Here is a 24,063-nt window from a genome sequence, read left to right as displayed (position 1 = left end):
GAACCCCCGTTCGCCGAATCGGTGAACGGGGGTTCTCTCGTTTTCGGCATCCCCACCTGCCGCGCCCGACGCCTAACGCCTATCCTCGCCGATATCCGCCCGACAGTTCGGTCAGCAGATCGGCGACGAGGGGATTGGGTTCGGCGTCGGCACGCAGCGCCGCCGACACGGTCAGGGTGAACGCCGGATTGTGCCGGCACATGATCCCGGGCTGGCGCAGGTCCTCGTAGAGCAGCGTCCACGAGTCGGGCCGGTTGACCAGATCGAAGCTCACCGGATGCCCGTCGCGGATCTCCGGGCCGTAGGTCGCGGTGACGCCGGCCTTGGTGAAGACCCGTTCGACGAGCCGGTGCAGCAGGACCTGCTTGTCGAGCGGCGGCAGCAGCAGGGGGTACTCGGCCAGTTCCTCGGGCCGTGGCGGACGGCCCAGCCGGGCGAGTGGATGTCGGGGGCTGAACGCCACGACCGGCTGTTCGATCCACAGCGGGTCCAGATACAGGCCCGCAGTCTCGGGCCGGTCGTCGGGCAGTCGGCCTCGGATCAGCGCGAGGTCGGCGTCCCCCGCGGCGACGGCCGCGATCCGCTGGCCGAAGGGTTTGATCAGGAAGTCGACCTCCGCATCGTGGTGGCGTTCGCGGACCGCGGAGACGGCGGCCAGCGCGGCACCGGCGAAGGACATGTTGGCGGCGATCCGCACCCGGTTGGGCTGCGGCGCGACGGCGGCGATCGCGTCGTCGCGCAGGCGCAGCAGTTCGCGGGCGCGGGGCAGCAGTGCCTCGCCGGCGTCGGTGAGCCGGACCCGGCGGGTCGAGCGGTCGAACAGATCGATGCCCAGCTCACGTTCCAAGGCGGCGATCTGATGACTGATCGCGGACTGGGACACGAAGCAGCGTTGCGCGGCCCGGGAGAAGCCGCCGGTGTCGGCGACGGCGGCGAGATACTCGAGCTGGCGGAACTCCATTCCCTCATCTTATGAACAGAACAGATCAATCTCATCCGAAAAGCAGTGATCAACGAGATTGAAGCACCAGATTCCATCTGGAACGCTGATTAACACACCACCGGACGCCAGACAACGAGAGGGAAGTGGGGACATGCGCAGCACCGAGGTCGTCGTGATCGGCTCAGGATTCGGGGGACTGGCCGCCGCCAAGCAGCTGGCGAAGTCGGACGTCGACACCGTGCTGATCTCCGCGACGCCCGAGCATCTGTTCCAGCCGCTGCTGTATCAGGTCGCGACCGGTGTCCTGCGGGCCGAGGAGATCGCCCCGCCGATCGCCGAGGTGCTGGCCGACAAGGATTCGATCGAGGTGATCGAAGGCTACGTGACCGGACTCGATGCGAAGGCCAAGACGCTGACCTACGCCACCGGCGAGGGCGTCGAGCAGATCGCCTACGAGTACTTGATCGTCGCCGCCGGTGCCACCCAGGGCTACTTCGGGCACGACGAGTGGGCCGAGTCGACTTTCTCGCTCAAGACCCTCGATGACGCCGTCCGGCTGCGCGCGCACCTCAAGGATTGCTTCGCCGCCCCGATGAACGACGCCGCCGCACACACCTTCGTGGTCGTCGGCGGAGGCGCGACCGGCGTCGAGGTCGCCGGTCAGATCCGCGAACTCGGCAACCGCTACTTCACCGAGGCGCCTGCGACCGTCCACCTGGTGGAGGGCGCGGGCGATCTGCTGCCCGTCTACGGCGGGCGCCTGTCGGCGTTCACGCGCAAGACCCTCGCCCGATCCGGGGTCGACGTGCTCACCGAGACCTTCGTCACCGACATCGACGGGGAAGCGGTGACCCTCAAGCAGGCCGACGGCACCGAGCGGACGATCGTCGCGCGGACCGTCGTCTGGTCGGCGGGCGTGCAGGCGACGCCCCTGGCGGCGGTGATCGCCGAGGCGACCGGATGCGCGACCGACCGTGCCGGACGTCTGCTGATCAACCCGGACCTGACGGTCGGCGGCCGCGCGGACGTCTTCGCGATCGGTGACATGACCAGCCTGCACAAGCTGCCGGGGCAGAGCCCGGTCGCGATGCAGCAGGGCAGGCACGCCGCCGACATGATCCGCGGAGCGACGGTCCGCGGCACCCGGTTCCGCTACGTCGACAAGGGCAGCATGGCCGTCGTCAACCGCCACAACGCGGTGGTCGACGCCCCGCTCGGCGTCAAACTCACCGGAGTCCTCGGCTGGTTCACCTGGCTCGGCGTCCACCTGTTCTATCTGGTCGGCTTCCGCAACCGGCTCGGTGCGGTGCTGTCCTGGTTCCGCGCCTTCGCCGGCCGGTCGCGCCCGGGGTTCGCGCAGGTTCGCGCGGACGCCGCCCGGCCCGCCGTCGCGGAACGACACGACGACGGCGACCCCGCACGGGCGGGCACGCTCGCCGATTCGGCTGCTTGACACGCCTTCTCGCCCGCGGACCGGATGTCCGCGGGCGAGAAGCGATCCACGTCGTTCGCGTGAATGGTGTGTGTCGCTCCACACGTGTCCGATGTGGAGCCCGTCGCCGGGCTCTCGTACAATGGGCAACCGGAATAGGGTCCGCTTTCGGTGGATCCGGATGATTTGCTATGGGAGCACAATGCGTTTTCGTCGGATGCGCGATCGTGGGTTCGGGGCCAAGATCACGACCGTCTTTGCCTTCTCGGCTGTACTGATGCTGATCGCGTCGTGCAGCAGCTACGACGGTGAAGTCCACGCCAGCGGTGAGTACGCGGACATGATCAAGCCGGCGATCTCGGTCTCCGATGAGTCGGGCAAGCCGCTCACCAAGGGGGCGGTCGGCGTCCAGCCGGGTCGGCCGATCGTCGTGACCGCATCCGAAGGCGCCATCGGCTCGGTGACCATCCCGAAGTCCGACGGCACCCCGATCAAGGGGACCCTGAGCGACGACGGCACCAAGTGGACCAGCGCCGAGCCCTTCGGCTACGGCAAGAAGTACACGGTGACCGCCGATGCGATCGGCGTGGGCGGCAAGACCCGCAGCACCACGAGCTTCATCACCCGGGCGCCGAACAACGTCACCCACGCTTACATCAGCCCGCCCGACGGCGAGACGGTCGGCGTGGCGCAGACGATCGGCGTGCGCTTCGACGAGTCGATCCCGGATCGTCAGGCGGCCCAGGATGCCATCAAGATCACCAGCACGCCTGCGGTCAAGGGGGCGTTCTACTGGATCAGCGACCAGGAGGTCCGCTGGCGGCCGGAGAACTTCTGGAAGCCGGGCACCAAGGTCAGCGTGAAGGCCAACGTCTTCGGCATCGACCTCGGCGACGGGCTGTTCGGTGAGGACAACTCCTCGTCGTCGTTCACCGTCGGACGTCAGATGGAGCTGGTCGCGGACGACAACACCAAGACCGTGACCGTCAAGCGCGACGGCAAGGTGATCCGGACCATGCCGACCTCGATGGGCAAGGACGGCACGCCCACCGACAACGGCGTGTACATCATCGGCGATCGTCTCGATCACATCATCATGGACTCGTCCACCTACGGTGTGCCGATCACCTCGGCCGACGGCTACCGCACCCCGGTCGACTACGCCACCCAGATGTCGTACAGCGGCATCTACCTGCACGCCGCACCGTGGTCGATGTGGGCGCAGGGCAACACCAACACCAGCCACGGCTGCCTCAATCTGAGTCCGGACGACGCCCTCTGGATCGTTCGCAACACCCTGCGGGGCGACCCGGTGACGGTGAAGAACACCGTCGGCCCGGAACTGCCGGGCACCGACGGCCTGGGCGACTGGAACATCCCGTGGTCCACGTGGTCGAAGGGCAATGCCTGACCGACGCCTGACAGCACGAACGAACAAGGCGCCCGGAACCTCGACGGTTCCGGGCGCCTTGTTCGTCGACCGACGTCGGAGGCTGACGTTGTCATTGTTCGATGTTACGATCGACTCACGATGGATCCGGTACACGCGTATAGTACTGGTGAGTCAGATCAAGCACCGTTGCTGTTGTCACACTCGAGATAGGTAGCTCAACACATGGCACGTCCTTCGTGGGAGACCGAAGACCTGACCGCACTGCGCGACATGGCGCGCGCATTCTGCGAGAAGGAGGTCGCACCGAACTCCGAACGCTTCATCGAGCAGCATCACGTCGACCGTGACCTCTGGACCAAGGCGGGCGAGGTCGGCCTGCTGTGCATGTCGATCCCCGAGGAGTACGGCGGCGGTGGCGGCACGTTCGCGCACGAGGCCGTGCTCATCGAGGAGCAGGCGCGCGTCGTCGACTCGTCGTGGGGGCAGAGCCTGCACAACGGCATCGTCGCGCATTACATCCTCGCCTACGGGTCGGAGGAGCAGAAGAAGCACTGGCTGCCCAAGATGGCCTCGGGTGAAGTCGTGGGCGCCATCGCCATGACCGAACCGGGCACCGGCAGCGACCTGCAGAACGTCAAGACCAAGGCGATCAAGGACGGCGACGACTACGTCATCGACGGATCGAAGACCTTCATCACCAACGGCGGACAGGCCGACCTGGTGATCGTCGTCGCCAAGACCGACACCGGCGAAGGCGCCAAGGGCATCTCGCTGATTCTGGTCGAGACCGATCGCGAGGGCTTCGGTCGCGGCCGCATCCTGGACAAGGTCGGCATGCGCGGTCAGGACACCGCCGAACTCAACTTCTCCGGCGTCCGGGTTCCGCAGTCGAACCTGCTCGGCGACCAGGAGGGCCTCGGGTTCATCCAGCTGATGACCCAGCTTCCGCAGGAGCGCCTCATCATCGCCGTCGCCTCGGTCGCGGGCATGGAGATCGCGCTCGAGAAGACGCTCGAGTACACCAAGGAGCGCACCGCCTTCGGTCGCCCGGTGTTCGGCTTCCAGAACACCAAGTTCAAGCTCGCCGAGGTCGCGACCGAGGCGCACGTGGCGCGTGTCTTCCTCGACGACTGCATGGAGAAGCATCTGCGCGGCGAGCTCGACATCCCGACCGTCGCGATGGCCAAGTGGTGGACCACCGATCGCGCGATGGGCGTGGCCGACACCTGCCTGCAGCTCTTCGGCGGCTACGGCTACATGAACGAGTACCCGATCGCACGCATGTGGGCCGACAACCGCGTCCAGATGATCTACGGCGGCACCAACGAGATCATGAAGGAGATCATCTCCCGCTCGTTGTGACCGTCATGCCGCCGGCTCCTACGGGTTGATGAACGCCGCCAGGAACTCAGTGAGCATCCTGGCGGCGTTCGCGTCGTCGCGGGCGCGCCCGGTGATCAGTGAGGACCCGCGCTGCTCACGGAAACCCGATTAGGTAGACTGGTCTACCTAATCACTGTTCCGGTCCAGACCTCGTCCCGATTCGAGATCGCTGAACCGGGCCGAAAGGGGACCGCCATGGGACGGGGAGCGTCAGCGAAGGACCGGCTGCTCGACGCGGCGGCGCGACTGTTCTACGCCGACGGGATCGCGGCCACCGGCATCGACGCGATCACCGCGGAGGCCGGAGTGGCGAAGCAGAGTCTCTACAACAACTTCGCGTCCAAGGACGAGCTGATGCTCGCCTACATCGAGCGCAGGCACGCCGAATGGCTGGACCTGTACCGGGGACGACTGGCCGCGGCCGAATCCGCGCGCGCGGCGGTGCTCGCCGTCTTCGACGCTTACCTCGACCACGCTCGCGCAGGCTACGACCACGGCTTCCGCGGGTGCGGGCTGCTCAACGCCGCCGCGGAACTGCCGGTCGGGGCACCCGGCCGCGACGCGGTGCGAGCGCACAAGCAACACGTCGAGGAGATCCTGCGCGAGCATCTGGTGACTGCGGGATGCCCGGACCCGGCCGAGACCGCCGAGCATCTGGCCTTCCTCCTCGAAGGGGCCACCAGCCGGGCCGGGCTGGACGGGAACGAGGCGTGCATCCGCCGCGCCCGCGACCTCGCCGAGACGATCATGGCGCGATGGTGACGGCGCCCGGCTCGCTCGGCGCCGGACGGTCGGCGGGCATCGCCGCCGTCGCCGTGGCCTGTCTGCTGTGGGGGACGACCGGGACGGCCGCCACCTTTGCGCCCGGCGTCGGGCCGCTGGCGATCGGCGCGGCGGCGCTGGGGATCGGCGGCTTGCTGCAGGCGGTGATCGGTGCCCGACCGCTGCGTCGCGAACTGCCGCTGTTGCGCACCCGTCGACCGCTGGTGCTGCTGGGCGCGGTCGGCGTGGCGATCTATCCGCTGGCCTTCTACAGTTCCATGCAGCTCGCCGGCGTCGCGATCGGCTCGGTCGTCTCCCTCGGTTCGGCGCCGATCTTCACCGGCCTGCTCGAACGCATCGTCGACGGTGCCCGTCTGGGCTCGCGGTGGCTGCTGGCCGCAACACTCGGCATCGCAGGCAGCGTGCTGCTGTGCACGGCCGGGTTCGACGCCTCCGGCGTCGGCGGCTCAGTCGTGTGGGGTGTGCTTCTGGGCTTGATCGCGGGCCTGGCGTACGCCGGATACTCCTGGGTGGCGCACACCCTGATGGCGGCGGGCGTGAGCCGGGCCGCGTCGATGGGCGCCGTGTTCGGCGGCGGGGGACTGATGCTGATGCCGGTGCTGATCGTGACCGGGGCGCCGATCATCACCTCGCCCGGCGGGTTGCCGGTCGCGATCTACATGGCGCTGGTCCCCATGTTCGGGGGCTACCTCCTGTTCGGATTCGCCCTCACCCGGATCCCGGCGAGCACCGCCACCACGCTGACCCTCGCCGAGCCCGCGGTGGCGGCGATCCTCGCGGTGATCGTGGTCGGCGAACGACTGACCGCGACGGGCTGGCTGGGCATGGCCCTCATCGCCTGCGTCCTTCCGCTGCAGGCGATGTCGGGTTCGGCGGCGGACCGATCGCCCGAGGCCGAACGGACGACGCCCGAAGCCGTTCCGGTGGAATCAGTTCCGTGATCGGTGCCGATGGACGACAATTGGTCTTTGGCGCCGGGCGGTGAGCGTCCGGGGGTGAAACAGTCGAAGGGGTGGACCAGTTGGTCGAGATCGTCCTGGCCGACGTGCGGACGGCATGCGAACACGAGATCGTCACCGAGTGGGCCGCCCGACACCACCCGGGTGTCAGCGTCCGCGAGCTCGACCAGCTCGACGTCGACGCGCTCGACGCCGACACCCTGCTGATTCCGGTGCGGGTGGTCTGGCTGCCGCCGGTCCGGCACGGGGAACGCAAGGTGGCGCTGGCCGATGCGATCGTGCTGTCGAATCCGCGCCGCCCACCGGCCTTTCGGCAGGAGGCGATCCGCAAGCTGGGGCCCGACCGGGTCCGCGTGGTGGCGGGTGAACCGGCCACCGTCGCCGACCTCGGAGCCAGGTACGACGAGAAGCAGGCGCAGGGTGCGTCGTTCGCGGGCTTCGTCGGCATGCAGGCCGCGCTCTCGGCCGAACGCGCCGAACTGGAACTGGTCGGAACCCGCTACAAGGTTCCGCGACTGGTGGCCGAACAGATCAGCTCCTCGGCGCGGTTCCAGGCCGCGGCCGCCGAATTGAGCGCGGAACTGGGCCGGACCGCGGCGTCGGTGGCGCAGGAGGCCACCGACAAGATGAGCTCGTTCGTCGCGACCCAGAGCCGCCTGGTCCGCGACATCTTCACCTCGACTTTCAGCGGTCTCTACGAGCGCGCGTGGTCGGTGTCGGTCGACCTCGACACCCTCGGCAGACTGCGAACGCTCAACAAGTCGAGTTCGCTGGTCTTCCTGCCCTCGCACCGCTCGTACGTCGACTCGTTGATCCTCGCGAGCGTCCTGCACCAGCACGACTTCCCGCCCAACCTGGTGCTCGGCGGGGAGAACCTCGCCTTCTGGCCGATGGGGCCGATCGCCCGCCGTGCCGGGACCATCTTCATCCGCCGCAAGTTCGGCTCCGACCCCGTGTACAAGCTGGCGATGCGTTCGTACCTGTCGTTCATCGTCGAGAAGCGCTTCAACCTCGAGTGGTACATCGAAGGCGGCCGTAGCCGCACCGGCAAGCTCCGCCCGCCCATGCTCGGCCTGCTCGCCTACGTCGCCGACGCCGTCGAAGCGCTCGACGGCGCCGATGTGATGGTGGTGCCGACGTCGATCGTCTACGACCAACTGCCCGAGATCGCGGCGATGGCGCGCGAATCGGCGGGCGGCGCCAAGACGCCCGAAGACCTCAAATGGCTGCTCAAGTACGCGCGCGGTCAGCGCGTGTACCGCGGTGAGGCGCGCGTGCGCTTCGGCGAGCCCTTCTCGCTGCGGCAGGCCCTGGCCGAGTCTGGTGCCGGCCGGGCGCGATTGGAGAAGGTCTCGTTCAAGGTGATGGACGAGATCAACGCGGCGACCCCGATCTCGGCGACCTCGCTGGCCGGCTTCGCCCTGCTCGGAGCGCAGGACCGGGCCTACACGGCCCACGAGATCGAAGTGATCCTGGCGCCGCTGCTGAGCTACATCGACTCGCGGAAGCTGCCCGGTCCCGACCCGGCGCTGTGCCGCGGCATCGGGCTGCTCACCACGCTGCGCGAACTCACCGACGCCGGCGTGCTGCAGACCTACGACGGCGGACCCGAGCAGGTGTGGATCATCGCGCCCGACAGTCACGCGGTCGCCGCGTACTACCGCAACGGGGCCCTGCACCACTTCGTCGACCGCGCCATCGTCGAACTCGGGATGCTCGCGATCTCCGACGGCGACGTCGTCGAAGGGGGACCGGCGCCCGATGCGCAGGCGACCGAGGGGCTCCTGGCGCCCGCGCAGCAGGAGGCCCTCCGGATCCGCGACCTGCTGAAGTTCGAGTTCTTCTTCCCCGCCAAGAAGGAGTTCCTGCACCGACTCGGCGCCGAGATGGATCTGATCTCCGACGAATGGCGGACCGTCCGGCCCACCCAGGAATGGGTGCACCAGACGCTGCTGGCCAGCGCGGGCATGCTGCTGGCACGACGTTCGCTGCAGACCTTCTTCGACGCCCAGCTGGTGGTCGCGACCCGGCTGGCGGCGATGGGCACCGACGATCTGGACAAGCAGACCGTGCTGGCCGACTGCCTCGGCCTGGGGCATCAGCTGTCGTTGCAGGGCGTGATACCGAGCAAGGACTCGGTGTCGCGCGAACTGTACGACGCCGCCTACCAGCTGGCCGACAATCGCGGCGCGGTCCGCGGTGATTCGGCAGACGAGGTCGCGCGCAGCCGGCGCGCGTGGCTCGCCGAGGTGCAGGTGATGCGCTCGCGCCTGTCGCGGCTCGCCGCGATCGAGGCCGAGCAGGCCGCCGCACAGCAGGCCGCCGCCGAACCGCCCGCTCCAGAACCGCCCGCCGCCGAACCGCCCGTTGTCGAACCGAAGGAGACCGACCGATGAGCGCGCTGGCCGAGCGACTCCGGGAGATCCAGGCGGCGCCGCCCGGCAAGCAGGTGTGCGCCTTCTTCGACTACGACGGCACCCTGCTCGAGGGGTTCTCGGCGACGGCCATCCTGCGCGCTCGTCTCCGGAGCCTGGAGTTCACCGCCGGGGAGCTGGCCGACGGATTGATGATCGGCCTGCGCGGCTGCGTCTCCGAGCAGGACTACGCCGAGGTCCTGGAGGCGACGAAGCCAGCGTTCGCGGGGAAGACCTACAACGAACTCCTCGCGATGGGCGAGCAACTGTTCAAGCAGGACACCGCGGCCAAGCTGCGGCCGCAGATGTGGCAGATCCTGCGGGCGCATCGGGCGCGCGGGCACCGGATCGTGATCGCGTCGTCGGCGACCCGCTTCCAGATCGAACCGATCGCCAAGGAGATCGACGCCGACCACGCGCTGGCGACCGACGTCGAGGTGGTCGACGGCATCGTGACCGGGCGGATCCTGGGGCGTCCGCTGTGGGGGCCGGGGAAGGCCGCCGCCGTGCGGCGGCTGGCAGCCGAGCACGATCTCGATCTGGCGTCGTCGTTCGCCTACAGCGACGGCAACGAGGACGTTCCGTACCTGGAGTCGGTCGGTCACCCGGCCGCCGTCTCCCCGCAGCGCGAACTGCGCGCGGTCGCCGAAGCCCGCGGCTGGCCGATCCTCGACCTGCGCAATCCCACCTACAACCGGCTGGGGATGCTCGCCCGAACGGGCGCCTTCTACGGCAGCTTCCTCGGGGGTGCGGCGGCCGGTTTCGCCAGGTCGCTGTTCAGCGACGACGACACCGCCGCCATGCAGAATGCGATCTCCGCCGGCATCGACACCGGCTTCGCGCTCGCCGGCGTCGACGTCGCCGTCCTCGACGGGCAGGAATACCTGACCGCTGCCCGACCCTGCGTCTTCGTCTTCAATCACCAGTCCAAACTCGATCTGCCGGTGATGATCCATCTGATCCGCGACCATGCGACCGGCGTCGCCAAGAAGGAGATCAAGAGCCTGCCGCTGTTCGGGCAGATCCTCGAGGCGGGCGGTGTCGCCTTCATCGACCGCGCCGACGCCGGCCGGGCCATCGAACAGTTGGCGCCGGTGGTCCGCAAGATCACCGACGAGGGGTTCTCGCTGGTGGTGGCGCCGGAGGGCACGCGGTCGGCGACGCCGCGGATCGGCCGGTTCAAGAAGGGGCCCTTCCACATCGCGATGAACGCGGGTGTCCCGGTGGTGCCGGTGGTCCTGCGGAACGCCGGCGAACTGATGTGGCGCGGGGCGCAGTTGATCAAGCCCGGCACCGTCGAGGTGCGGGTGCTGCCGCCGATCGACACCGCCGACTGGGTGCCGGAGAAGGTGGGCGAGTACGCCGAGCAGGTGCGCGGACAGTTCCTCGACGCGCTCGCCGACTGGCCGGTGACGGCGTTCGCCGACGGCCGGATGACCCGGACGATGGGAGTATTCGAATGGCAGGAGCGTTCGCGTGACGAATGACCGGGTGACGGACGACGGCGTGACGGACGGCAGCCAGACGGCTGACCGTGTTGTGACCGACCCTGTTGTGAATGACCGTGTTGTCAATGATGAGGTCGTCGACCAGCCGCTGTCGTGGGGCAGCGAGCCGGAGATGAGCGCGGTCGACACCGTGATGTGGCGCGGGGACGCCGACCGCCGGATGCGCTCGACCATCTGCATGGTGGAGGTCTACGACTGCGAACCCGAGTGGGACAGGCTCGTCGCCGCGCACGACTGGGGCAGCCGGATGGCGCCGCGGTTCCGCCAGCGGGTCGTCGAATCGCCCTTGCACACCGGCACCCCGAGTTGGCAGGTGGATCCCGACTTCGACCTGCACTATCACCTGCGCCGCGTGCGGGTGGCCGGTGACGGTTCCATGCGGGAGGTCTTCACCCTGTGCGAGCAGTTGGCGATGACCCCGCTCGACCCGGCGCGCCCGCCCTGGGAGGGCTATCTGATCGACGGTCTGGCCGACGGCAAGACGGCGTACTTCTTCAAGGCGCACCATGCGCTCACCGACGGGCTCGGCGCCATTCTGGTGCTGGCGCAACTGCATTCGACGAGTCGGGAGCCGATCCCCGGCAAACCTCAGCCGCCCGCGCCGCAGACCGAGGACCTGTCGGCGCTCGGCGTGCTGACCCGCCAGCTCGGGGAGGAGGTGCGGCGGGTGCCCCGGTTGGCGGGGATGGCGCTGGATGGTGCGCGGGCCCTCACCGACCCGAAGCGGGCGCTGAGCCGCGTGCTGCGATACGGGCGGTCGGTGCCGCGGGTGGCCGGACTGGTCAGTCCGCCCGGCTCGCCGCTGCTCGCCGGCCGGAGCGTGTCGTGGCGGTTCAGCGCCTTCGAAGTGCCCTTTCCGGCGATCCGCGCCGCGGCCGCAGCGACCGGCGCATCGGTCAACGACGTCTACCTGGGCGGGCTGATCGGCGGCTTCCGCCGATACCACGAGCGCATGGGCGTCATGGTCGAATCGATCCCCGTCGCGATCCCCATCTCGGTGCGGACCGACGACGATCCGGCCGGCGGCAACCGCATCGCCGTCGGACGCCTGGCCGGGCCGGTCGGCATCGACGACCCGTTCGAGCGGGTGCTGACCATCCGCGAGCAGGTCCGTGCGGCGCGCGGGGAACCGGCCGTCGACATCTTCAACACCATCGGCCCGGTGCTGGCGTGGCTGCCCGGTCAGGTGCTCACGCAGTTCAGCGGTACCACCGCGCAGAACGACCTGCAGGCCAGCAATGTGCCCGGCATCCCCTGGGAGACCTTCGTCGCCGGCGCCAAGGTGGAGCGGATGTTCCCCTTCGGCCCGCTGCCCGGGTGCGCGGTGATGGCGACGATGATCACCCACGGTCAGACCGCCTGCCTGGGAGTGAACTTCGACGCCGCCGCAGTCACCGAGCCGGAGCTGTTCGCGCAGTGCCTGGTGGACGGATTCAACGAGGTGCTCGATCTCGCGGCGGACGCCGGTGCGGGCAGGTTGACCCACGTGGTGTGAGCGGTGCGGCGTGTGCCGGGCCGGGAATGCACGAGGGCCTGCGACACGCAGTGTGTCACAGGCCCTCGGCCATGTCAGCCGCTACTTGAGGTTGACTGACGCTCCACCCGAGAACATCGAGTCGTGAAGCTCGATCGATGCGGGCGCGGCGTTCTTCGGCATGTCGTACACCAATTTGACGTCAACCGAGTTTCCCGGATTGATGTTGTCCCAAATCGGGATGTCCGAACCGCCCAGGGCGACCTGCGCAGTGGTGTCGGGTTCAAAACTGCGCCCCTGCGAGTCCACGACCTTCTGGGAAGTCGGTGAGAATGACTGCGGCTTGTCTCCGATGTTCTCGACCTTGACCGAGACGATCACGAACTGCCCCTGGGCCTGTTGAGTGAGGTAGGGATTGTCGCCGACTGAGGACAGGTTCTTCTCGACGCCAGTCACAGTGAACTCGAACTTGCCGTCGCGCACGGGAGTATTGATCCCGGCGCTGCTGTTGTCCGAGCCGCCCTTCGCAGCAGACGAGGCGGTGTTGTCGGCCTTCTTCGTGTCGTCACCGCCGCCGAAGATTGCGACGAGTGCGATGATCACAACAATGGCCCCGAGGATCCACGGCCACTTCTTGCCCTTTTTCGGCGGCGCTTGCATCGGCTGAGGCGCCGGCGGGTACTGCTGAAAGGCGTCGGGCTGAGGCTGGTTGGGTGGCGGTTGCGTCATTGGTGCTCCTGATTCAGGCAACGAGACAATACAAACTTGGCAACTGTAGCAACATGCGTCTCACCGATATCACTGAAATGTGGCTAATCATATGAACGGGTGACACGGCTGGAATCTCGTCTATCTGGCACTTCAGGTGCAGGGCACGCGCGTCCCGAATGCACTTCACCGGCGAGGTGGTGCCTCGCCGGTGAAGTCGTTTTCCATGCCGGACCAGGTGAAGGGTCAGACCGGGCCTATGGGGTGGTCGCGCCGGGGGTGGTGGCGCTGTGGTGCTCAGACGTCGCCGCGGCGCAGCATCCGTCCGTGCGGAGTCTGGAAGTCGACCTTCTGTCCGCGAAGCCAGGTGCCCTTGACGACGCCGGCGAGGGCGCGGCCGTCGTACGGGCTGATCGGGTTCTTGTGGTGAAGGCGGTGCACGTCGACGACCTGTGCCGACTCGGGCTCGAAGATCGCGAAGTCGGCGTCGCAGCCGAGCGCGATGCGGCCCTTGTTCGACAGTCCGGCCAGCGCGGCGGGCTTGGCGGCCATCCACTGCATCACCTGCGGCAGGCTGATGCCGCGGCGCTTGGCCTCGGTCCAGATCAGCGACAGGCCCAGCTGCAGCGAGGCGACGCCGCCCCACGCGGTGCCGAAGTCGCCGCTCTCGACGTCCTTCAGATCGATGGTGGAGGGGGAGTGGTCGGAGACGATGCAGTCGATGATCCCGTCCTGCAGGCCCTGCCACAGCAGCTCTCGGTTCGACGCCTCGCGGATCGGCGGGCAGCACTTGAACGCGGTCGCACCGTCGGGGATCTCCTCGGCCAGCAGCGTCAGGTAGTGCGGGCAGGTCTCCACCGTGAGCCGGACGCCGTCGCGGCGAGCCGAGGCGATCATCGGCAGCGCGTCCGACGACGACAGGTGCAGGATGTGGGCGCGCGCACCGGTCCAGCGCGCGCGCTCGATGACCTCGGCGACCGCCACGTTCTCGGCGCCGCGCGGACGCGAGGCCAGGAAGCGCGAGTAGTGGTTGCCCTCGGCGGTCGGGGCGTGGTCGATGGCGCGGGAGTCCTCGGCGTGCACGATCATCATCGAGTCGAACTTCACCAACTCGCGCATGTCCGCTTCCATCTCGTCAGCGGTCAGGTGCGGGAACTCGTCGACGCCCGAATGCAGCAGGAAGCACTTGAAGCCGAAGACGCCTTCGTCGTGCAGGCCGCGCAGGTCGCCCTCGTTGCCGGGGACGGCGCCGCCCCAGAAGCCGACGTCGATGTACGTCTTGCCCGACGCCGCCTGCCGCTTGATATTGAGCGCGTCGACGGTGACCGTCGAGGGGATGGAGTTCAGCGGCATGTCGATGAGGGTGGTCACGCCGCCCGCGGCCGCCGCCTTGGTGGCCGACTCGAAGCCCTCCCACTCGGTGCGGCCGGGCTCGTTCACATGGACGTGCGTGTCGACCAGGCCGGGGATCATGACCTGGTCGGGGGCCAGTTCGATGACCTCGGCGCCCTGCAGGCCGGCGCCGAGCGGCTCGATGGCGGTGACGCGACCGTCGCGGATGCCGATCTCTCGGGCCACGATGCCCGCGGTGGTCAGCGTCTGCTCACCGCGTACGACGAGGTCGAACGGGGGCCGGTTCCCGGAGCTCGCGGGCTCGGGGGTGGCCGGGGCCGCGGTCTGCTCGGCAGTGTCGTCGGCGGGGCTGTCGGTCATGCGGATGCTCCTCCACGCGGGTCTGGTCGGTCGGCAGTCGTCGACCGGGCGGCGACGGGTCGCCCACTACGAGAGCCTACACCGAGGAAATTCCTCATAGTGGAATTCGCTGACTGTTTTTCGGAATTTTCTGAGATGTGCGGGGGCTCACCCGCCGGTCAGGGGCATGACCAGGCGGTCGTGGCGGTCGGGGCGACATGTTAGGGGGTTGACATCCGACTCGCGAGTAGGGATAAATAAGCAACCTCACGGAATTATGATTCCGCACAGTGGAATAGCGCGGTTGGCGGCAAGGTCCACCGCGACGAACGAGAGTCCTGCCATGAGTACCGAATCCTCTGGAGTGATTGAGGGCGCCGACGGCGCCTCCACTGCGCGGGCCGCCACCGGCCACGTCGACGGGCCCGAGGGCCTGCCGTTCAACATCGGTGGTGAAGGGCTGGCGGGCATCATCCCCGGCGACGCCGCTCCGGCCCTGCCCGCCGGCGTCAGCGGTGCCCTCTACAACAACGACCTCGCGCCCACCAAGCGCGAAGGACGCCGCTGGTCGGGATACAACATCTTCACCCTGTGGGCCAACGACGTCCACAGCCTCGGCAACTACGCCTTCGCGATCGGCCTGTTCGCCCTCGGCCTGGGCGGCTGGCAGATCCTCCTCGCCCTCGGCCTCGGCGGCCTGTTCCTGTTCCTGCTGCTGACCCTGTCGGGCTTCATGGGGGAGAAGACCGGCGTCCCGTTCCCGGTGATGAGCCGCATCTCCTTCGGCATCCGCGGCGCCCAGATCCCGGCGCTCATCCGAGGCGCGGTGGCGATCGCCTGGTTCGGCATCCAGACCTACCTGGCCTCGGTTGTCCTGCGGATCATGGTCGTCGCGCTGATCCCGTCGGCCGACACCCTCGACCAGAACAACTTCCTCGGACTGTCGACCCTCGGGTGGATCACCTTCCTGGTGCTGTGGGTGGTGCAGGTCGTCATCGTCAGCTACGGCATGGAGATGATCCGCAAGTACGAGGCCGTCGCCGGCCCGGTCATCCTCGTCACGATGATCGCCCTGGCCGTCTGGATGCTCAGCGAAGCGAACTGGTCGATCGCCTGGACCACCCCCGACTCGCTGACCGGCGGTGAGATGTGGCTGCGGATCGTCGGCGGCGCGAGCCTGTGGGTCGCGATCTACGGCACCTTCGTCCTGAACTTCTGCGACTTCACCCGCAACGCCTCGTCCAAGGGCGCCATCGTGCGCGGCAACGTCTTCGGCATCCCGCTGAACATGCTGGTCTTCGGCGGCATCGTCATCACCCTGGCGGGCGCGCAGTTCAAGATCGACGGTCGCGTCATCGAATCGCCGGCCGACATCGTGCAGACCGTGCCGAACACGCTGCTGCTGGTGCTCGCCTGCCTGGCGCTGCTCATCCTGACCGTCGCGGTGAACCTGATGGCGAACTTCGTCGCCCCGATCTACGCGCTGTGCAACCTGTTCCCGCGCTCGCTGAACTTCAAGCGCGCGGCCCTGGTGTCGGCGATCATCGGCCTGGTCATCCTGCCGTGGAACCTGTACAACTCGCCGGTCGTCATCAACTACTTCCTCGGCGGCCTGGGCGCCCTGCTGGGCCCGCTGTTCGGCATCGTGATGGCCGACTACTGGCTCGTGCGCCGCTCGCGGATCGACATCCCGGCGCTCTTCCGCGACGACGCCGAAGGCGCGTACAGCTACCTGCGCGGCGTCAACCCGCGTGCGGTGATCGCCCTGGTCCCGACGGCCGCCTTCGCCCTCGTGATGGCCTTCGTCCCGGCCTTCCACGTGGTCTCGGAGTTCTCCTGGTTCATCGGCGCCGGCGCGGGTGCGATCGTGTACCTCCTGGTCGCCGATCGCAAGGGGCCGTTCGCCGACGTCTCCGGCGAGCCGATCGCCGTCGTCAGCACCCACTGAGTCAGCCCCACTGAGTCAGCACCCACCGGGCCAGGACCCACTGGGTCGGCTCGATGTGAACCGAAAGCAGGAGTGAAGTGAGAATCCTCGTCGCCAACGTGAACACCACCGCGTCGATGACCGACGCCATCGCCGAATCGGCTCGCGCGGTCGCGTCGCCGGGCACCGAGATCGTCGGCATCACGCCGCGGTTCGGCGCCGACTCGTGCGAAGGCAACTTCGAGTCGTACCTCGCCGCGATCGCGGTCATGGATGCGATCACCGCCTACCCGGAGCCGTACGACGCGGTCATCCAGGCCGGCTACGGCGAGCACGGACGCGAAGGGCTGCAGGAACTGCTCGACGTGCCCGTCGTCGACATCACCGAGGCCGCGGCGTCGACCGCGATGTACCTGGGGCACAAGTACTCGGTCGTCACCACCCTCGATCGCACCGTCCCGCTGATCGAGGACCGACTCAAGCTGGCCGGTCTCGACGCCCGCTGCGCGTCGGTCCGCGCCTCCGGGCTCGGTGTGCTGGAACTGGAATCGGATCCGGAGCGCGCCGTGGAGGCGATCGTCGCTCAGTCGCTCGAAGCCGTCGAACGCGACCACGCCGAAGTGATCTGCCTGGGCTGCGGCGGCATGGCCGAGCTCGAGGAGAAGGTGCGTGCCGCCACCGGCGTGCCGATCGTCGACGGTGTCCGTTCGGCCGTCACCATCGCCGAAGGCCTGGTCCGGATGGGTCTGTCGACCTCCAAGGTGCGCACCTACGCGACCCCGCGCACCAAGACCGTCATCGGCTGGCCCTTCCAGCTGTAACCACCCTGATCCGACGGCAGCGGCCGGGCACCTCTCACCGAGGTGCCCGGCCGCTGCCGTGCCGCCGAAGCTCTTCGCTTCGCTGCTCGTTCCGCCCTCAGGGTGGTCGAGTAGCCCGCGAACGGAGTGAGCGAGCGTATCGAGACCTGCGCGTGCGGGGGTCTCGATACGCGTCCTGCGCTTCGCTTCGGTCGCTACTCGACCAGCCTGAAATGGGCTTCGTTTGGCCTTGCCAGGGTGGTCGAGTAGCCCGCGAACGGAGTGAGCGAGCGTATCGAGACCGCGGACCCGAGAAATGGAAACCGCCCGGCACGCCCTTGGAGGGGACGGCGTACCGGGCGGTGTATCGGGGGACCGGAGTCCGAGGGGACGTCAGAGCATGATCTGGCGGTTGACGTCCTTGTACAGGAGGTAGCGGTAGTTCGACGGGCCGCCGGCGTAGCAGGCCTGCGGGCAGAAGGCGCGCAGCGACAGGTAGTCGCCCTCCTGCACCTCCACCCAGTCGCCGTTGAGGTGGTAGACGGCTTTGCCCTCGAGCATCAGCAGACCGTGCTCCATCACATGCGTCTCGGCGAACGGGATGCTGGCGCCGGGCGAGAAGGTCACGATGTTGCAGTGCATGTCGTACGCCAGGTCTTCCGGGTCGAGCATGCGGGTGGTGCGCCAGGCGCCGTCGGTACCGGGCATCGCCGACGGCTCGATGTCCTGCTCGTTGCCGAACTTCACCGACGGGACGTGGCCGTCGATCGGCTCGTAGCGCTTGCGGATCCAGACGAAGCTGGCGTCGGCGTCGCCGTCGTTGCGGGCAGACCAGATGGTGCCCGCCGGAAGGTAGGCGAAGCCGCCTTCGGCGAGGGTCTCGGTCCGACCTTCGGCAGCGATGGTGAGGGCGCCGGAGGTGACGAAGATGAAGCCCTGGACCTCGGCCTGCGGCTCGGGGCGCTCGGCGCCGCCGCCCGGCTTGACCTCCATGATGGCCTGGAAAAAGGTGGTGGCCCCGCCGGCGACCGGCCGGTTCAGGATCCAGCCGCGGGTGTCGGTCCACTCGGGGAAGACCGAGGTGACGATGTCGGAGAGGGTTCCGCGGGGGATCACCGTGTACGCCTCGGTGACGATGGCGCGGTCGGTCAGCAGGTCGGTCTGCGGGGGCAGGCCGCCACGGGGCGTGTAGTACGACGCTTTCTGCGGTGCGGTCACCGGGTCTCCTTCGTTGGCGGGTGGGGTCGATCGTGGATGTCGAGGTCGGATGTCGGCTGCGGTCAGCCCAGCGGCGTGGTGATGCGCCCGAGTGCGACCTGGCGGACGGTGTCCATCGGCAGGTCGGTCGCGGCTTCCACATCGGCGGCCGGGAGCGCGCCGCACACGGCGCCGCGGTTGATGAATCCGGCCAGCGCGCGGGCCGTCGCGGGCTCGTCGAGGATCGCCGAGTCGATGCGGTGCATGTAGTTGCGCAGGCGGGTCGCGGCCGGGGCGAAGCCGTCACGGTAGAACGCGTAGGTGGCCAGGAAGCGGGTGACCAGCTGCGCCGGATGCAGGTCCCAGCCCTGGTAGATGCCGCGTTCCAGGTGACGGCGCACCAGGCGGGCGTGCAGCTTCCAGGCGGCGGCGACGTTGTCGGCGTCGCCGATGGGCAGGATGTTGGTCGATCCGTCCGAGAGGTGGACGCCGGTGCCCGCCACCGCGAGCTGCATGACGTTCTTGGCGTGGTCGGCCGCCGGGTGCTCCATCGACTGGTAGGCGGCGGCGATGCCGAGAGAGGCCGAGTAGTCGTAGGTGCCGTAGTGCAGCGAGGTGACGCGGCCGTCGCCCGCGTGGATGAACTGTGCGACCGGTGCGGTGCCGTCGGCGCCGAGGATCGACTGCGGGGTCTCCACCTGCACCTCGAAGCCGATGCGGCGTTCGGGGAGGCCGTGCGCCTGCTCCAGGGCGCGCGCGACGGTCACCATCGCCTCGACCTGGTCGACCGAGGTGACCTTGGGGAGGGTGAGGGTCAGCCCCTCGGGCAGGGAGCCCGCGGCCATCAGGCCGCCGATGAAGCCGTCCAGGGTGCGCAGACCGCGTCGTCGGACCGGAGCCTCGAAGCACTTGAAGCGGGTGCCGATGAAGGGCGGCAGCAGACCGGCCTCGGCGGCCTTGTTGACTGCAGCGGTGACCGTCGCGACGTCGGCGTCCTCGACCTCGTCGCCGCGATTGCCGTAGCCGTCCTCGAAGTCGAGGCGCAGGTCCTCGATGGGCTCGGCGGTCAGCTTGGCGGCGACGAGCTCGGCCAGCTTCTCGGGGGCCGAGTCGGGGGAGGAGCCGAGGCCGACGAGTGCGGCGACCTGGTCGAGGCCGCCGGCCTGCTGCGCTGCGTCGACCGCGGCCGCGCCCCACTGCTGCGGGAGCTCGGGGGTGTAGCGGTCGGCGGGGACGTACACGGTGTGGATCGGCTGGCGGCGACCGTCGTCGCCCGGGTAGCGGCGCGCGAGCGCTTCGTCGGCTGGGGCGAGCGAGGCGTCGACGGCTTCGAGGAAGCTGTCGTCAAGGTGGCGGCCGCTGGTCATAGATCCTCCCGATAGTTTGATTATGCGGAATCTCAATTCCACATCGTGGAGTTTAAAGGAAATCCAGGGTGGTGCACAAGGCCTGTTGGATAATGGTGATGCTTGGAATTCCGCATGGTGGAAGATATAGTTTGGTGGTATCCGAGCGGAGGAGGGCGGCGTGGCCGCAACGACAGCCGGCGCGAAGACCGGCGGGGGTGTGCAGTCCGTCGAGCGGGCATTCGAGCTGATCGAACTGATCGGCCGCGCAGGCGGGGAGTGCTCGCTGACGCACCTGTCGTCGGAGTCGCCGCTGCCCCCGCCAACCATTCATCGCCTGCTGCGCACGCTCGTCGGGATCGGCTACGTCCGGCAGCTGCCCAACAAGCGCTATGCCCTCGGGCCGCGACTGATCCGGCTCGGCGAGGTCGCCAACCGGCAGCTCGGCGCAGTCGCCGAGCCGGTGCTCGAGTCGCTGGTGGCCGAACTGTCCGAGACCGCCAGCCTGGCCGTGCTCGACGGCGACATGGTCATCTACACCGCGCAGGTCCCGTCGCCGCACACGATGCGGACCAACAACGAGGTCGGGCGCAGGGTCAACCTGCACAATTCCGGTGTCGGCAAGGCCGTGCTCGCCGAACTCGACGACGCCCGCATCCTCAAGCTCGTCTCGCAGGCGGGCATGCCTGCGGCCACCGAGCACAGCGTCACCTCGCTGTCGGGGGTGTTCGCCGAGGTCGAGAAGGTGCGGTCGAACGGTTTCTCGGTCGACGAACAGGAGCAGGAGATCGGTGTCCGCTGCGTCGCCATGGCGATTCCCGGTGCGCCGACGCCGATGGCCGTCGGCATCTCCGGACCTACTTCGCGGATGAACGACGTGCTCCTCGAACGTGCCGTGCTCGCGCTGAGGCGCGCGACGGGTGTGATCTCGGAGGCGTTGATCGGGGCTCGGGAGGGGTAGTTCGCCGTATATGGTGCGGTCACTGCACTCGTCGATGGGGGAGACGTCATGGTGAAACAGGCCGGTGGCTTCGCGCTGTTCGGGGTCGTGGTCGCGTTGTTGGCGTGGTCCCTCTCGAATGGATCCGGGTCGTTCGGGGATTCCGCTCAACTGGTCATCATCGGGTCGTTCAGATCCCTGCCCTCGTCCGGCGAGCAGTTGCTTGCAGCAGCGGCGGTGGGAGCTGTGGTGGGGGCGGTGATCGGCGCACTGTTGTGGGCGATCGGATTCCGCATGGTCGGTGAGCGCAACAATCGTGTGGGCCGGACCGTGGCCGCAGGCGTCGTCGGCGCGGCGGTCGGGGTCGGCGGCGGTGTCGCGTTCGCGTTCGGCGGCGTGGTCGGTTCGCCGCCGTCGACGTCGATGATTCTCGGGGCGTACGCGGTGTGTGGGCTGGTCGGCTACGGACTGGCACTTGCGGCGATCAGCGTGGTGCTGCGGCTGTCGGGCGACCTGGCGGTTCGGCGGACCATGGTGGTCTCGGCGGTCGCGATGGTGCCCGGTGCGCTGGTCGCGCTCGCGGCTGGTGTGGGTGCCGCGTGGATGCTCGGCTTCACGATCGCTCCCGACACCTGGGTGGCATCGTCGGTATCGGTGATCGTGGTACTTGCGGCGACGCTCGGGGCTGCCCGGATAGTGGCGATACGCGGTATCCAGGCGGCTGGTGAAGGGTCAGAGCTGCTGCCGACCTGAGGGGTCGGGAACTCGGCGGCGCTGATCGGGGCTCGGGTGGGGTGAGAGTGGCTCGAGCAATGTCGATCCCCGCGTAGGCTTGCACCCGCGCAGAAACTTCGTTGAGGTGTGTTCATGTGCGTGGACTCGCCGTTGGCGAGGTGATTCTCCGGTGCATGGCGCCGGAGCTTCGATGAGGGAGGGTGGTCGCCGGTGGCGGAAGCCGGCAACTGCCTTCCTCGTGGCACAGCTACATGTGTATCGGCACCAGAGGACGCCGCCGTGAGATCGATTATTGGTTGCGTGCCGCGTTGTCTGCGCTGTTCTGGGTGGCTCCGCAGGGGCGGAGGTACCGGTGACGCGAGGCTGAGGTACCTGGGCTCCCGGAGTGGCACCACAGCTTCAGTGAACTTCACCGGATCTCGTCGCCAAGCTTGACCGCGCCCAGTGATTCTCTTGACCACCTCTCGCGGCCCGAATCCGAATCGACCCGGGTTTGTTGAGACCTAGTCTTCCAAACTAGCTACGCAGGTTCGAGTACCACTCCACGACTTCGGTCGCGGCGCCGTTGTTGAGCTGGATATCCACTCTGAGCTGCAGGTATCTGCGGGCGACGACGGTGGACGAGAATTGTCAGACCCTCGCGCTAGTGTTCACACATACAATCGAATACCTAGTGAACCACCGCACATTGAAGGGGAGGTGACCGGCATGACCAGCCCGTTCCAGGCTCTGCCCGATGATCCGGCCGAGCTCGCCGCTCTCGCTGATGCGGTGTTCGGCAAGTTGGCTGCCGCCCCGATGGCGGCGGTCACCGAAGACGGTCTCCTGGCTGTGGTCGACACTCTGGAGGCGGCGCGTCGTCGTCTCGACGGCGTCGATGCCGCCGTGCTCACCGAGGTCTCCGATCGTGCCGTGTTCCGCAAGGCCGGCTACCTGTCTCTGCACGCCTACCTGTCTGCCGGTCTGCGCCTGGGTGATGGTGCGGCCAAACGCCGCCGCACCTCGGTGGCCGCGATCGGCCGGTTCACCAACCTGCAGGGCCAAACCCTGGCGCCGGCGTGCCCGGCCACCGCGGCGGCTGTCGCCGACGGCGCGATCGGCGCCGACCATGTTCGCGAGATCGACGCGGTGATGGACAAGATCCCCGCCGCGGTCGACCCGCAGACCCGGGGGCGGGCCGAAGCCCAGCTCGCCGCGGTGGCCCGCGACCTGACCCCGGACGGTGTCCGGATGGCCGGCGTGCGGTTGTTGGCGCATCTGGATCCGGATGGGCAGCTCACCGATGATCGGGACCGCCGCCGGCGTCGCGGGGTGGCGGTGATGCCGCAGGGGCGGGATCTGATGAGCAAGGTCCGCGCCCTGCTCACCCCGGCCCTGCGCGCCGAGATGGAAATCATGCTCGGCTCCTGGGCGGCACCGGGCATGAACAACCCCGACGACCCCGACTCCCCGTCCGGCGCCGTCGAGGCCGCCGACCCGACCGTCCTGGCCGCCGCGGCCGAGCGCGACGACCGGACTGCGATGCAGCGCAACCACGACGCCCTGCTGGCGATGTTCCAGTTCCTGCGCGCATCGACCGGGCAGGGTGCGGGACGGTTGTCGTCGGAGTTGGTCATCACCGTCACCGACAAGGAGTTGCGCGAGCAGGCCGGGGTCGCGATCACCGCGACCGGTACTCGTGTGCCGGTGACCGACCTGGTCCGTGTTGCGGCCGGGGCGGTTCCGCATCTGGCGGTGTTCTCCCATGCGACCGGCCAGCCCCTGTACCTGGGGCGGGGTCGACGGTTTGCGTCGAAGGCACAGCGGTTGATGTTGTTCGCCCGTGATCGCGGGTGCACCGCCCCGGGCTGCGCGGCGCCGTTCGCCCGCACCGAAGCCCACCACCTGCGCGAGTGGCAGAACGGGGGCCGGACCGATATCGGCAACCTCGGCGCCGCGTGCGGACGCCACAACCGCAGCGTCGGGCGCCGACTCGGCGACTGGGAGACCGTCGTGCTGATCGACGGCCGCCACGCCGGGCGCGTCGCCTGGCGGCCCGTCACCGCAGGCCGCACACCGGTGTGGCGGGTCAACCCGCTCCACCACGCGGAGTTGCTGCCCGACCAGGGGCCGAATGCCCCGCCCGCCGAGGAAGACTCGCGGGCCGAGGCGTACTTGGCCCGACTCCTGGCTGCCTGACCGGCGGCACCACCGCCGGTCAGGGGTCTCGGCGTGCCCCGGGGTGTGGGAAACCTCGGTGGCAAGGGGTCTCGATGCGCTTGTTCGCTTCGCTCGCAGGCTTACTCGACCAACCGAGGAAGGTCACGGCTTCACAAGTAGCACTTGACCCGCCCCCAGGCTGGTCGAGTAGCCACCGAGCGCAGCGAGGCGGCGTATCGAGACCTACACACTAGAGCGACCGCCCCGGGGTCTCGATGCGCTTGCTCGCT

At 68.4% G+C, this 24,063-nt stretch carries 18 protein-coding genes; 13 read left to right on the top strand and 5 right to left on the bottom strand.

Translation table 11 applies throughout. From position 1 onward, the window contains the following. Positions 1 to 79: 79 nt before the first annotated feature. Positions 80 to 961: a LysR family transcriptional regulator gene (locus AAFO60_RS02660; protein ID WP_347954581.1), complete on the bottom strand. Its 882-nt coding sequence runs from the start codon at positions 959 to 961 to the stop codon at positions 80 to 82. A 133-nt stretch (positions 962 to 1,094) separates the two neighbouring features. Between AAFO60_RS02660 and AAFO60_RS02655 the strand changes: the two genes are divergently transcribed. The 8 genes from AAFO60_RS02655 to AAFO60_RS02620 all read left to right on the top strand — a co-directional run bounded on the left by AAFO60_RS02655 (position 1,095) and on the right by AAFO60_RS02620 (position 12,310). Beyond that, positions 1,095 to 2,396 carry an NAD(P)/FAD-dependent oxidoreductase gene (locus tag AAFO60_RS02655; protein ID WP_347954580.1) on the top strand — a complete coding sequence of 434 codons (1,302 nt, stop codon included), beginning with the start codon at positions 1,095 to 1,097 and terminating at the stop codon, positions 2,394 to 2,396. Positions 2,397 to 2,592: 196 nt separating this feature from the next. Then, positions 2,593 to 3,786 (top strand): L,D-transpeptidase, encoded by a 1,194-nt coding sequence (locus AAFO60_RS02650; protein WP_347954579.1) that lies wholly within the window; start codon positions 2,593 to 2,595, stop codon positions 3,784 to 3,786. A 204-nt stretch (positions 3,787 to 3,990) separates the two neighbouring features. After that, on the top strand, positions 3,991 to 5,130 hold the full coding sequence (locus AAFO60_RS02645; RefSeq protein WP_347954578.1) for an acyl-CoA dehydrogenase family protein: 1,140 nt from the start codon (positions 3,991 to 3,993) through the stop codon (positions 5,128 to 5,130). Between the two features lie 216 nt (positions 5,131 to 5,346). Then, a complete protein-coding gene (locus AAFO60_RS02640) occupies positions 5,347 to 5,913 on the top strand; it encodes a TetR/AcrR family transcriptional regulator (RefSeq protein ID WP_347954577.1) in 567 nt (188 codons plus the stop codon). Continuing rightward, positions 5,907 to 6,875: a DMT family transporter gene (locus AAFO60_RS02635; protein ID WP_347954576.1), complete on the top strand. Its 969-nt coding sequence runs from the start codon at positions 5,907 to 5,909 to the stop codon at positions 6,873 to 6,875. Before AAFO60_RS02640 ends, AAFO60_RS02635 begins: the two co-directional genes overlap by 7 nt. A gap of 80 nt (positions 6,876 to 6,955) precedes the next feature. Beyond that, positions 6,956 to 9,289, top strand: a complete 2,334-nt coding sequence (locus AAFO60_RS02630; protein ID WP_347954665.1) for a glycerol-3-phosphate 1-O-acyltransferase — start codon at positions 6,956 to 6,958, stop codon at positions 9,287 to 9,289. Further along, complete coding sequence (locus AAFO60_RS02625; protein ID WP_347954575.1) at positions 9,286 to 10,794, top strand: HAD-IB family hydrolase; 1,509 nt, start codon at positions 9,286 to 9,288, stop codon at positions 10,792 to 10,794. The genes AAFO60_RS02630 and AAFO60_RS02625 overlap by 4 nt, the downstream gene beginning before the upstream one ends. Positions 10,795 to 10,927: 133 nt before the next feature. Then, the gene (locus AAFO60_RS02620; RefSeq protein ID WP_347954664.1) at positions 10,928 to 12,310 is read left to right on the top strand and encodes a wax ester/triacylglycerol synthase domain-containing protein; all 1,383 of its coding nucleotides are present in this window, start codon (positions 10,928 to 10,930) and stop codon (positions 12,308 to 12,310) included. A gap of 81 nt (positions 12,311 to 12,391) precedes the next feature. On the opposite strand, the gene AAFO60_RS02615 is transcribed toward AAFO60_RS02620, so the two are convergent. Both AAFO60_RS02615 and allB read right to left on the bottom strand, forming a co-directional pair. After that, the gene (locus AAFO60_RS02615; protein WP_347954574.1) at positions 12,392 to 13,018 is read right to left on the bottom strand and encodes a DUF4352 domain-containing protein; all 627 of its coding nucleotides are present in this window, start codon (positions 13,016 to 13,018) and stop codon (positions 12,392 to 12,394) included. Between the two features lie 276 nt (positions 13,019 to 13,294). Continuing rightward, positions 13,295 to 14,710 (bottom strand): allantoinase AllB, encoded by a 1,416-nt coding sequence (allB, locus tag AAFO60_RS02610; RefSeq protein WP_347954573.1) that lies wholly within the window; start codon positions 14,708 to 14,710, stop codon positions 13,295 to 13,297. Between the two features lie 322 nt (positions 14,711 to 15,032). On the opposite strand from allB, the gene AAFO60_RS02605 reads away from it, so the two are divergent. After that, positions 15,033 to 16,637 (top strand): NCS1 family nucleobase:cation symporter-1, encoded by a 1,605-nt coding sequence (locus tag AAFO60_RS02605; protein ID WP_347954572.1) that lies wholly within the window; start codon positions 15,033 to 15,035, stop codon positions 16,635 to 16,637. A gap of 77 nt (positions 16,638 to 16,714) precedes the next feature. Then, positions 16,715 to 17,437: an aspartate/glutamate racemase family protein gene (locus AAFO60_RS02600; protein ID WP_347954571.1), complete on the top strand. Its 723-nt coding sequence runs from the start codon at positions 16,715 to 16,717 to the stop codon at positions 17,435 to 17,437. Between the two features lie 372 nt (positions 17,438 to 17,809). Here AAFO60_RS02600 and AAFO60_RS02595 read toward each other — a convergent pair whose 3' ends face one another. Both AAFO60_RS02595 and AAFO60_RS02590 read right to left on the bottom strand, forming a co-directional pair. Further along, positions 17,810 to 18,634 (bottom strand): bifunctional allantoicase/(S)-ureidoglycine aminohydrolase, encoded by an 825-nt coding sequence (locus AAFO60_RS02595; RefSeq protein ID WP_347954570.1) that lies wholly within the window; start codon positions 18,632 to 18,634, stop codon positions 17,810 to 17,812. A gap of 62 nt (positions 18,635 to 18,696) precedes the next feature. After that, positions 18,697 to 19,980 (bottom strand): DUF6986 family protein, encoded by a 1,284-nt coding sequence (locus AAFO60_RS02590; protein ID WP_347954569.1) that lies wholly within the window; start codon positions 19,978 to 19,980, stop codon positions 18,697 to 18,699. A 160-nt stretch (positions 19,981 to 20,140) separates the two neighbouring features. Here AAFO60_RS02590 and AAFO60_RS02585 point away from each other — a divergent pair, with 160 nt between their 5' ends. From AAFO60_RS02585 to AAFO60_RS02575, 3 genes are all read left to right on the top strand, one after another. Next, positions 20,141 to 20,920 (top strand): IclR family transcriptional regulator, encoded by a 780-nt coding sequence (locus AAFO60_RS02585; protein ID WP_347954568.1) that lies wholly within the window; start codon positions 20,141 to 20,143, stop codon positions 20,918 to 20,920. Positions 20,921 to 20,968: 48 nt separating this feature from the next. Further along, positions 20,969 to 21,652 carry a hypothetical protein gene (locus AAFO60_RS02580; RefSeq protein ID WP_347954567.1) on the top strand — a complete coding sequence of 228 codons (684 nt, stop codon included), beginning with the start codon at positions 20,969 to 20,971 and terminating at the stop codon, positions 21,650 to 21,652. Between the two features lie 690 nt (positions 21,653 to 22,342). Next, entirely contained in the window at positions 22,343 to 23,812 is a 1,470-nt protein-coding gene (locus tag AAFO60_RS02575) for an HNH endonuclease signature motif containing protein (RefSeq protein ID WP_347954566.1), read from the top strand. Positions 23,813 to 24,063 lie beyond the last annotated feature (251 nt).

Origin of the sequence: Gordonia aichiensis (assembly GCF_039946255.1) — a bacterium.
Classification (GTDB): domain Bacteria; phylum Actinomycetota; class Actinomycetes; order Mycobacteriales; family Mycobacteriaceae; genus Gordonia; species Gordonia aichiensis_A.
The sequence above is the reverse complement of the archived record's forward strand: the minus strand, read 5'-3'. Positions and strand labels throughout refer to the sequence as shown.

What these genes read in the sequence shown, in the direction of transcription:
- AAFO60_RS02660 (WP_347954581.1), bottom strand. Translation starts at nt 961, where the DNA reads ATGGAGTTCCGCCAGCTCGAGTATCTCGCCGCCGTCGCCGACACCGGC.
- AAFO60_RS02655 (WP_347954580.1), top strand. Translation starts at nt 1,095, where the DNA reads ATGCGCAGCACCGAGGTCGTCGTGATCGGCTCAGGATTCGGGGGACTG.
- AAFO60_RS02650 (WP_347954579.1), top strand. Translation starts at nt 2,593, where the DNA reads ATGCGCGATCGTGGGTTCGGGGCCAAGATCACGACCGTCTTTGCCTTC.
- AAFO60_RS02645 (WP_347954578.1), top strand. Translation starts at nt 3,991, where the DNA reads ATGGCACGTCCTTCGTGGGAGACCGAAGACCTGACCGCACTGCGCGAC.
- AAFO60_RS02640 (WP_347954577.1), top strand. Translation starts at nt 5,347, where the DNA reads ATGGGACGGGGAGCGTCAGCGAAGGACCGGCTGCTCGACGCGGCGGCG.
- AAFO60_RS02635 (WP_347954576.1), top strand. Translation starts at nt 5,907, where the DNA reads ATGGTGACGGCGCCCGGCTCGCTCGGCGCCGGACGGTCGGCGGGCATC.
- AAFO60_RS02625 (WP_347954575.1), top strand. Translation starts at nt 9,286, where the DNA reads ATGAGCGCGCTGGCCGAGCGACTCCGGGAGATCCAGGCGGCGCCGCCC.
- AAFO60_RS02620 (WP_347954664.1), top strand. Translation starts at nt 10,928, where the DNA reads ATGAGCGCGGTCGACACCGTGATGTGGCGCGGGGACGCCGACCGCCGG.
- AAFO60_RS02615 (WP_347954574.1), bottom strand. Translation starts at nt 13,018, where the DNA reads ATGACGCAACCGCCACCCAACCAGCCTCAGCCCGACGCCTTTCAGCAG.
- allB (WP_347954573.1), bottom strand. Translation starts at nt 14,710, where the DNA reads ATGACCGACAGCCCCGCCGACGACACTGCCGAGCAGACCGCGGCCCCG.
- AAFO60_RS02605 (WP_347954572.1), top strand. Translation starts at nt 15,033, where the DNA reads ATGAGTACCGAATCCTCTGGAGTGATTGAGGGCGCCGACGGCGCCTCC.
- AAFO60_RS02590 (WP_347954569.1), bottom strand. Translation starts at nt 19,980, where the DNA reads ATGACCAGCGGCCGCCACCTTGACGACAGCTTCCTCGAAGCCGTCGAC.
- AAFO60_RS02580 (WP_347954567.1), top strand. Translation starts at nt 20,969, where the DNA reads ATGGTGAAACAGGCCGGTGGCTTCGCGCTGTTCGGGGTCGTGGTCGCG.
- AAFO60_RS02575 (WP_347954566.1), top strand. Translation starts at nt 22,343, where the DNA reads ATGACCAGCCCGTTCCAGGCTCTGCCCGATGATCCGGCCGAGCTCGCC.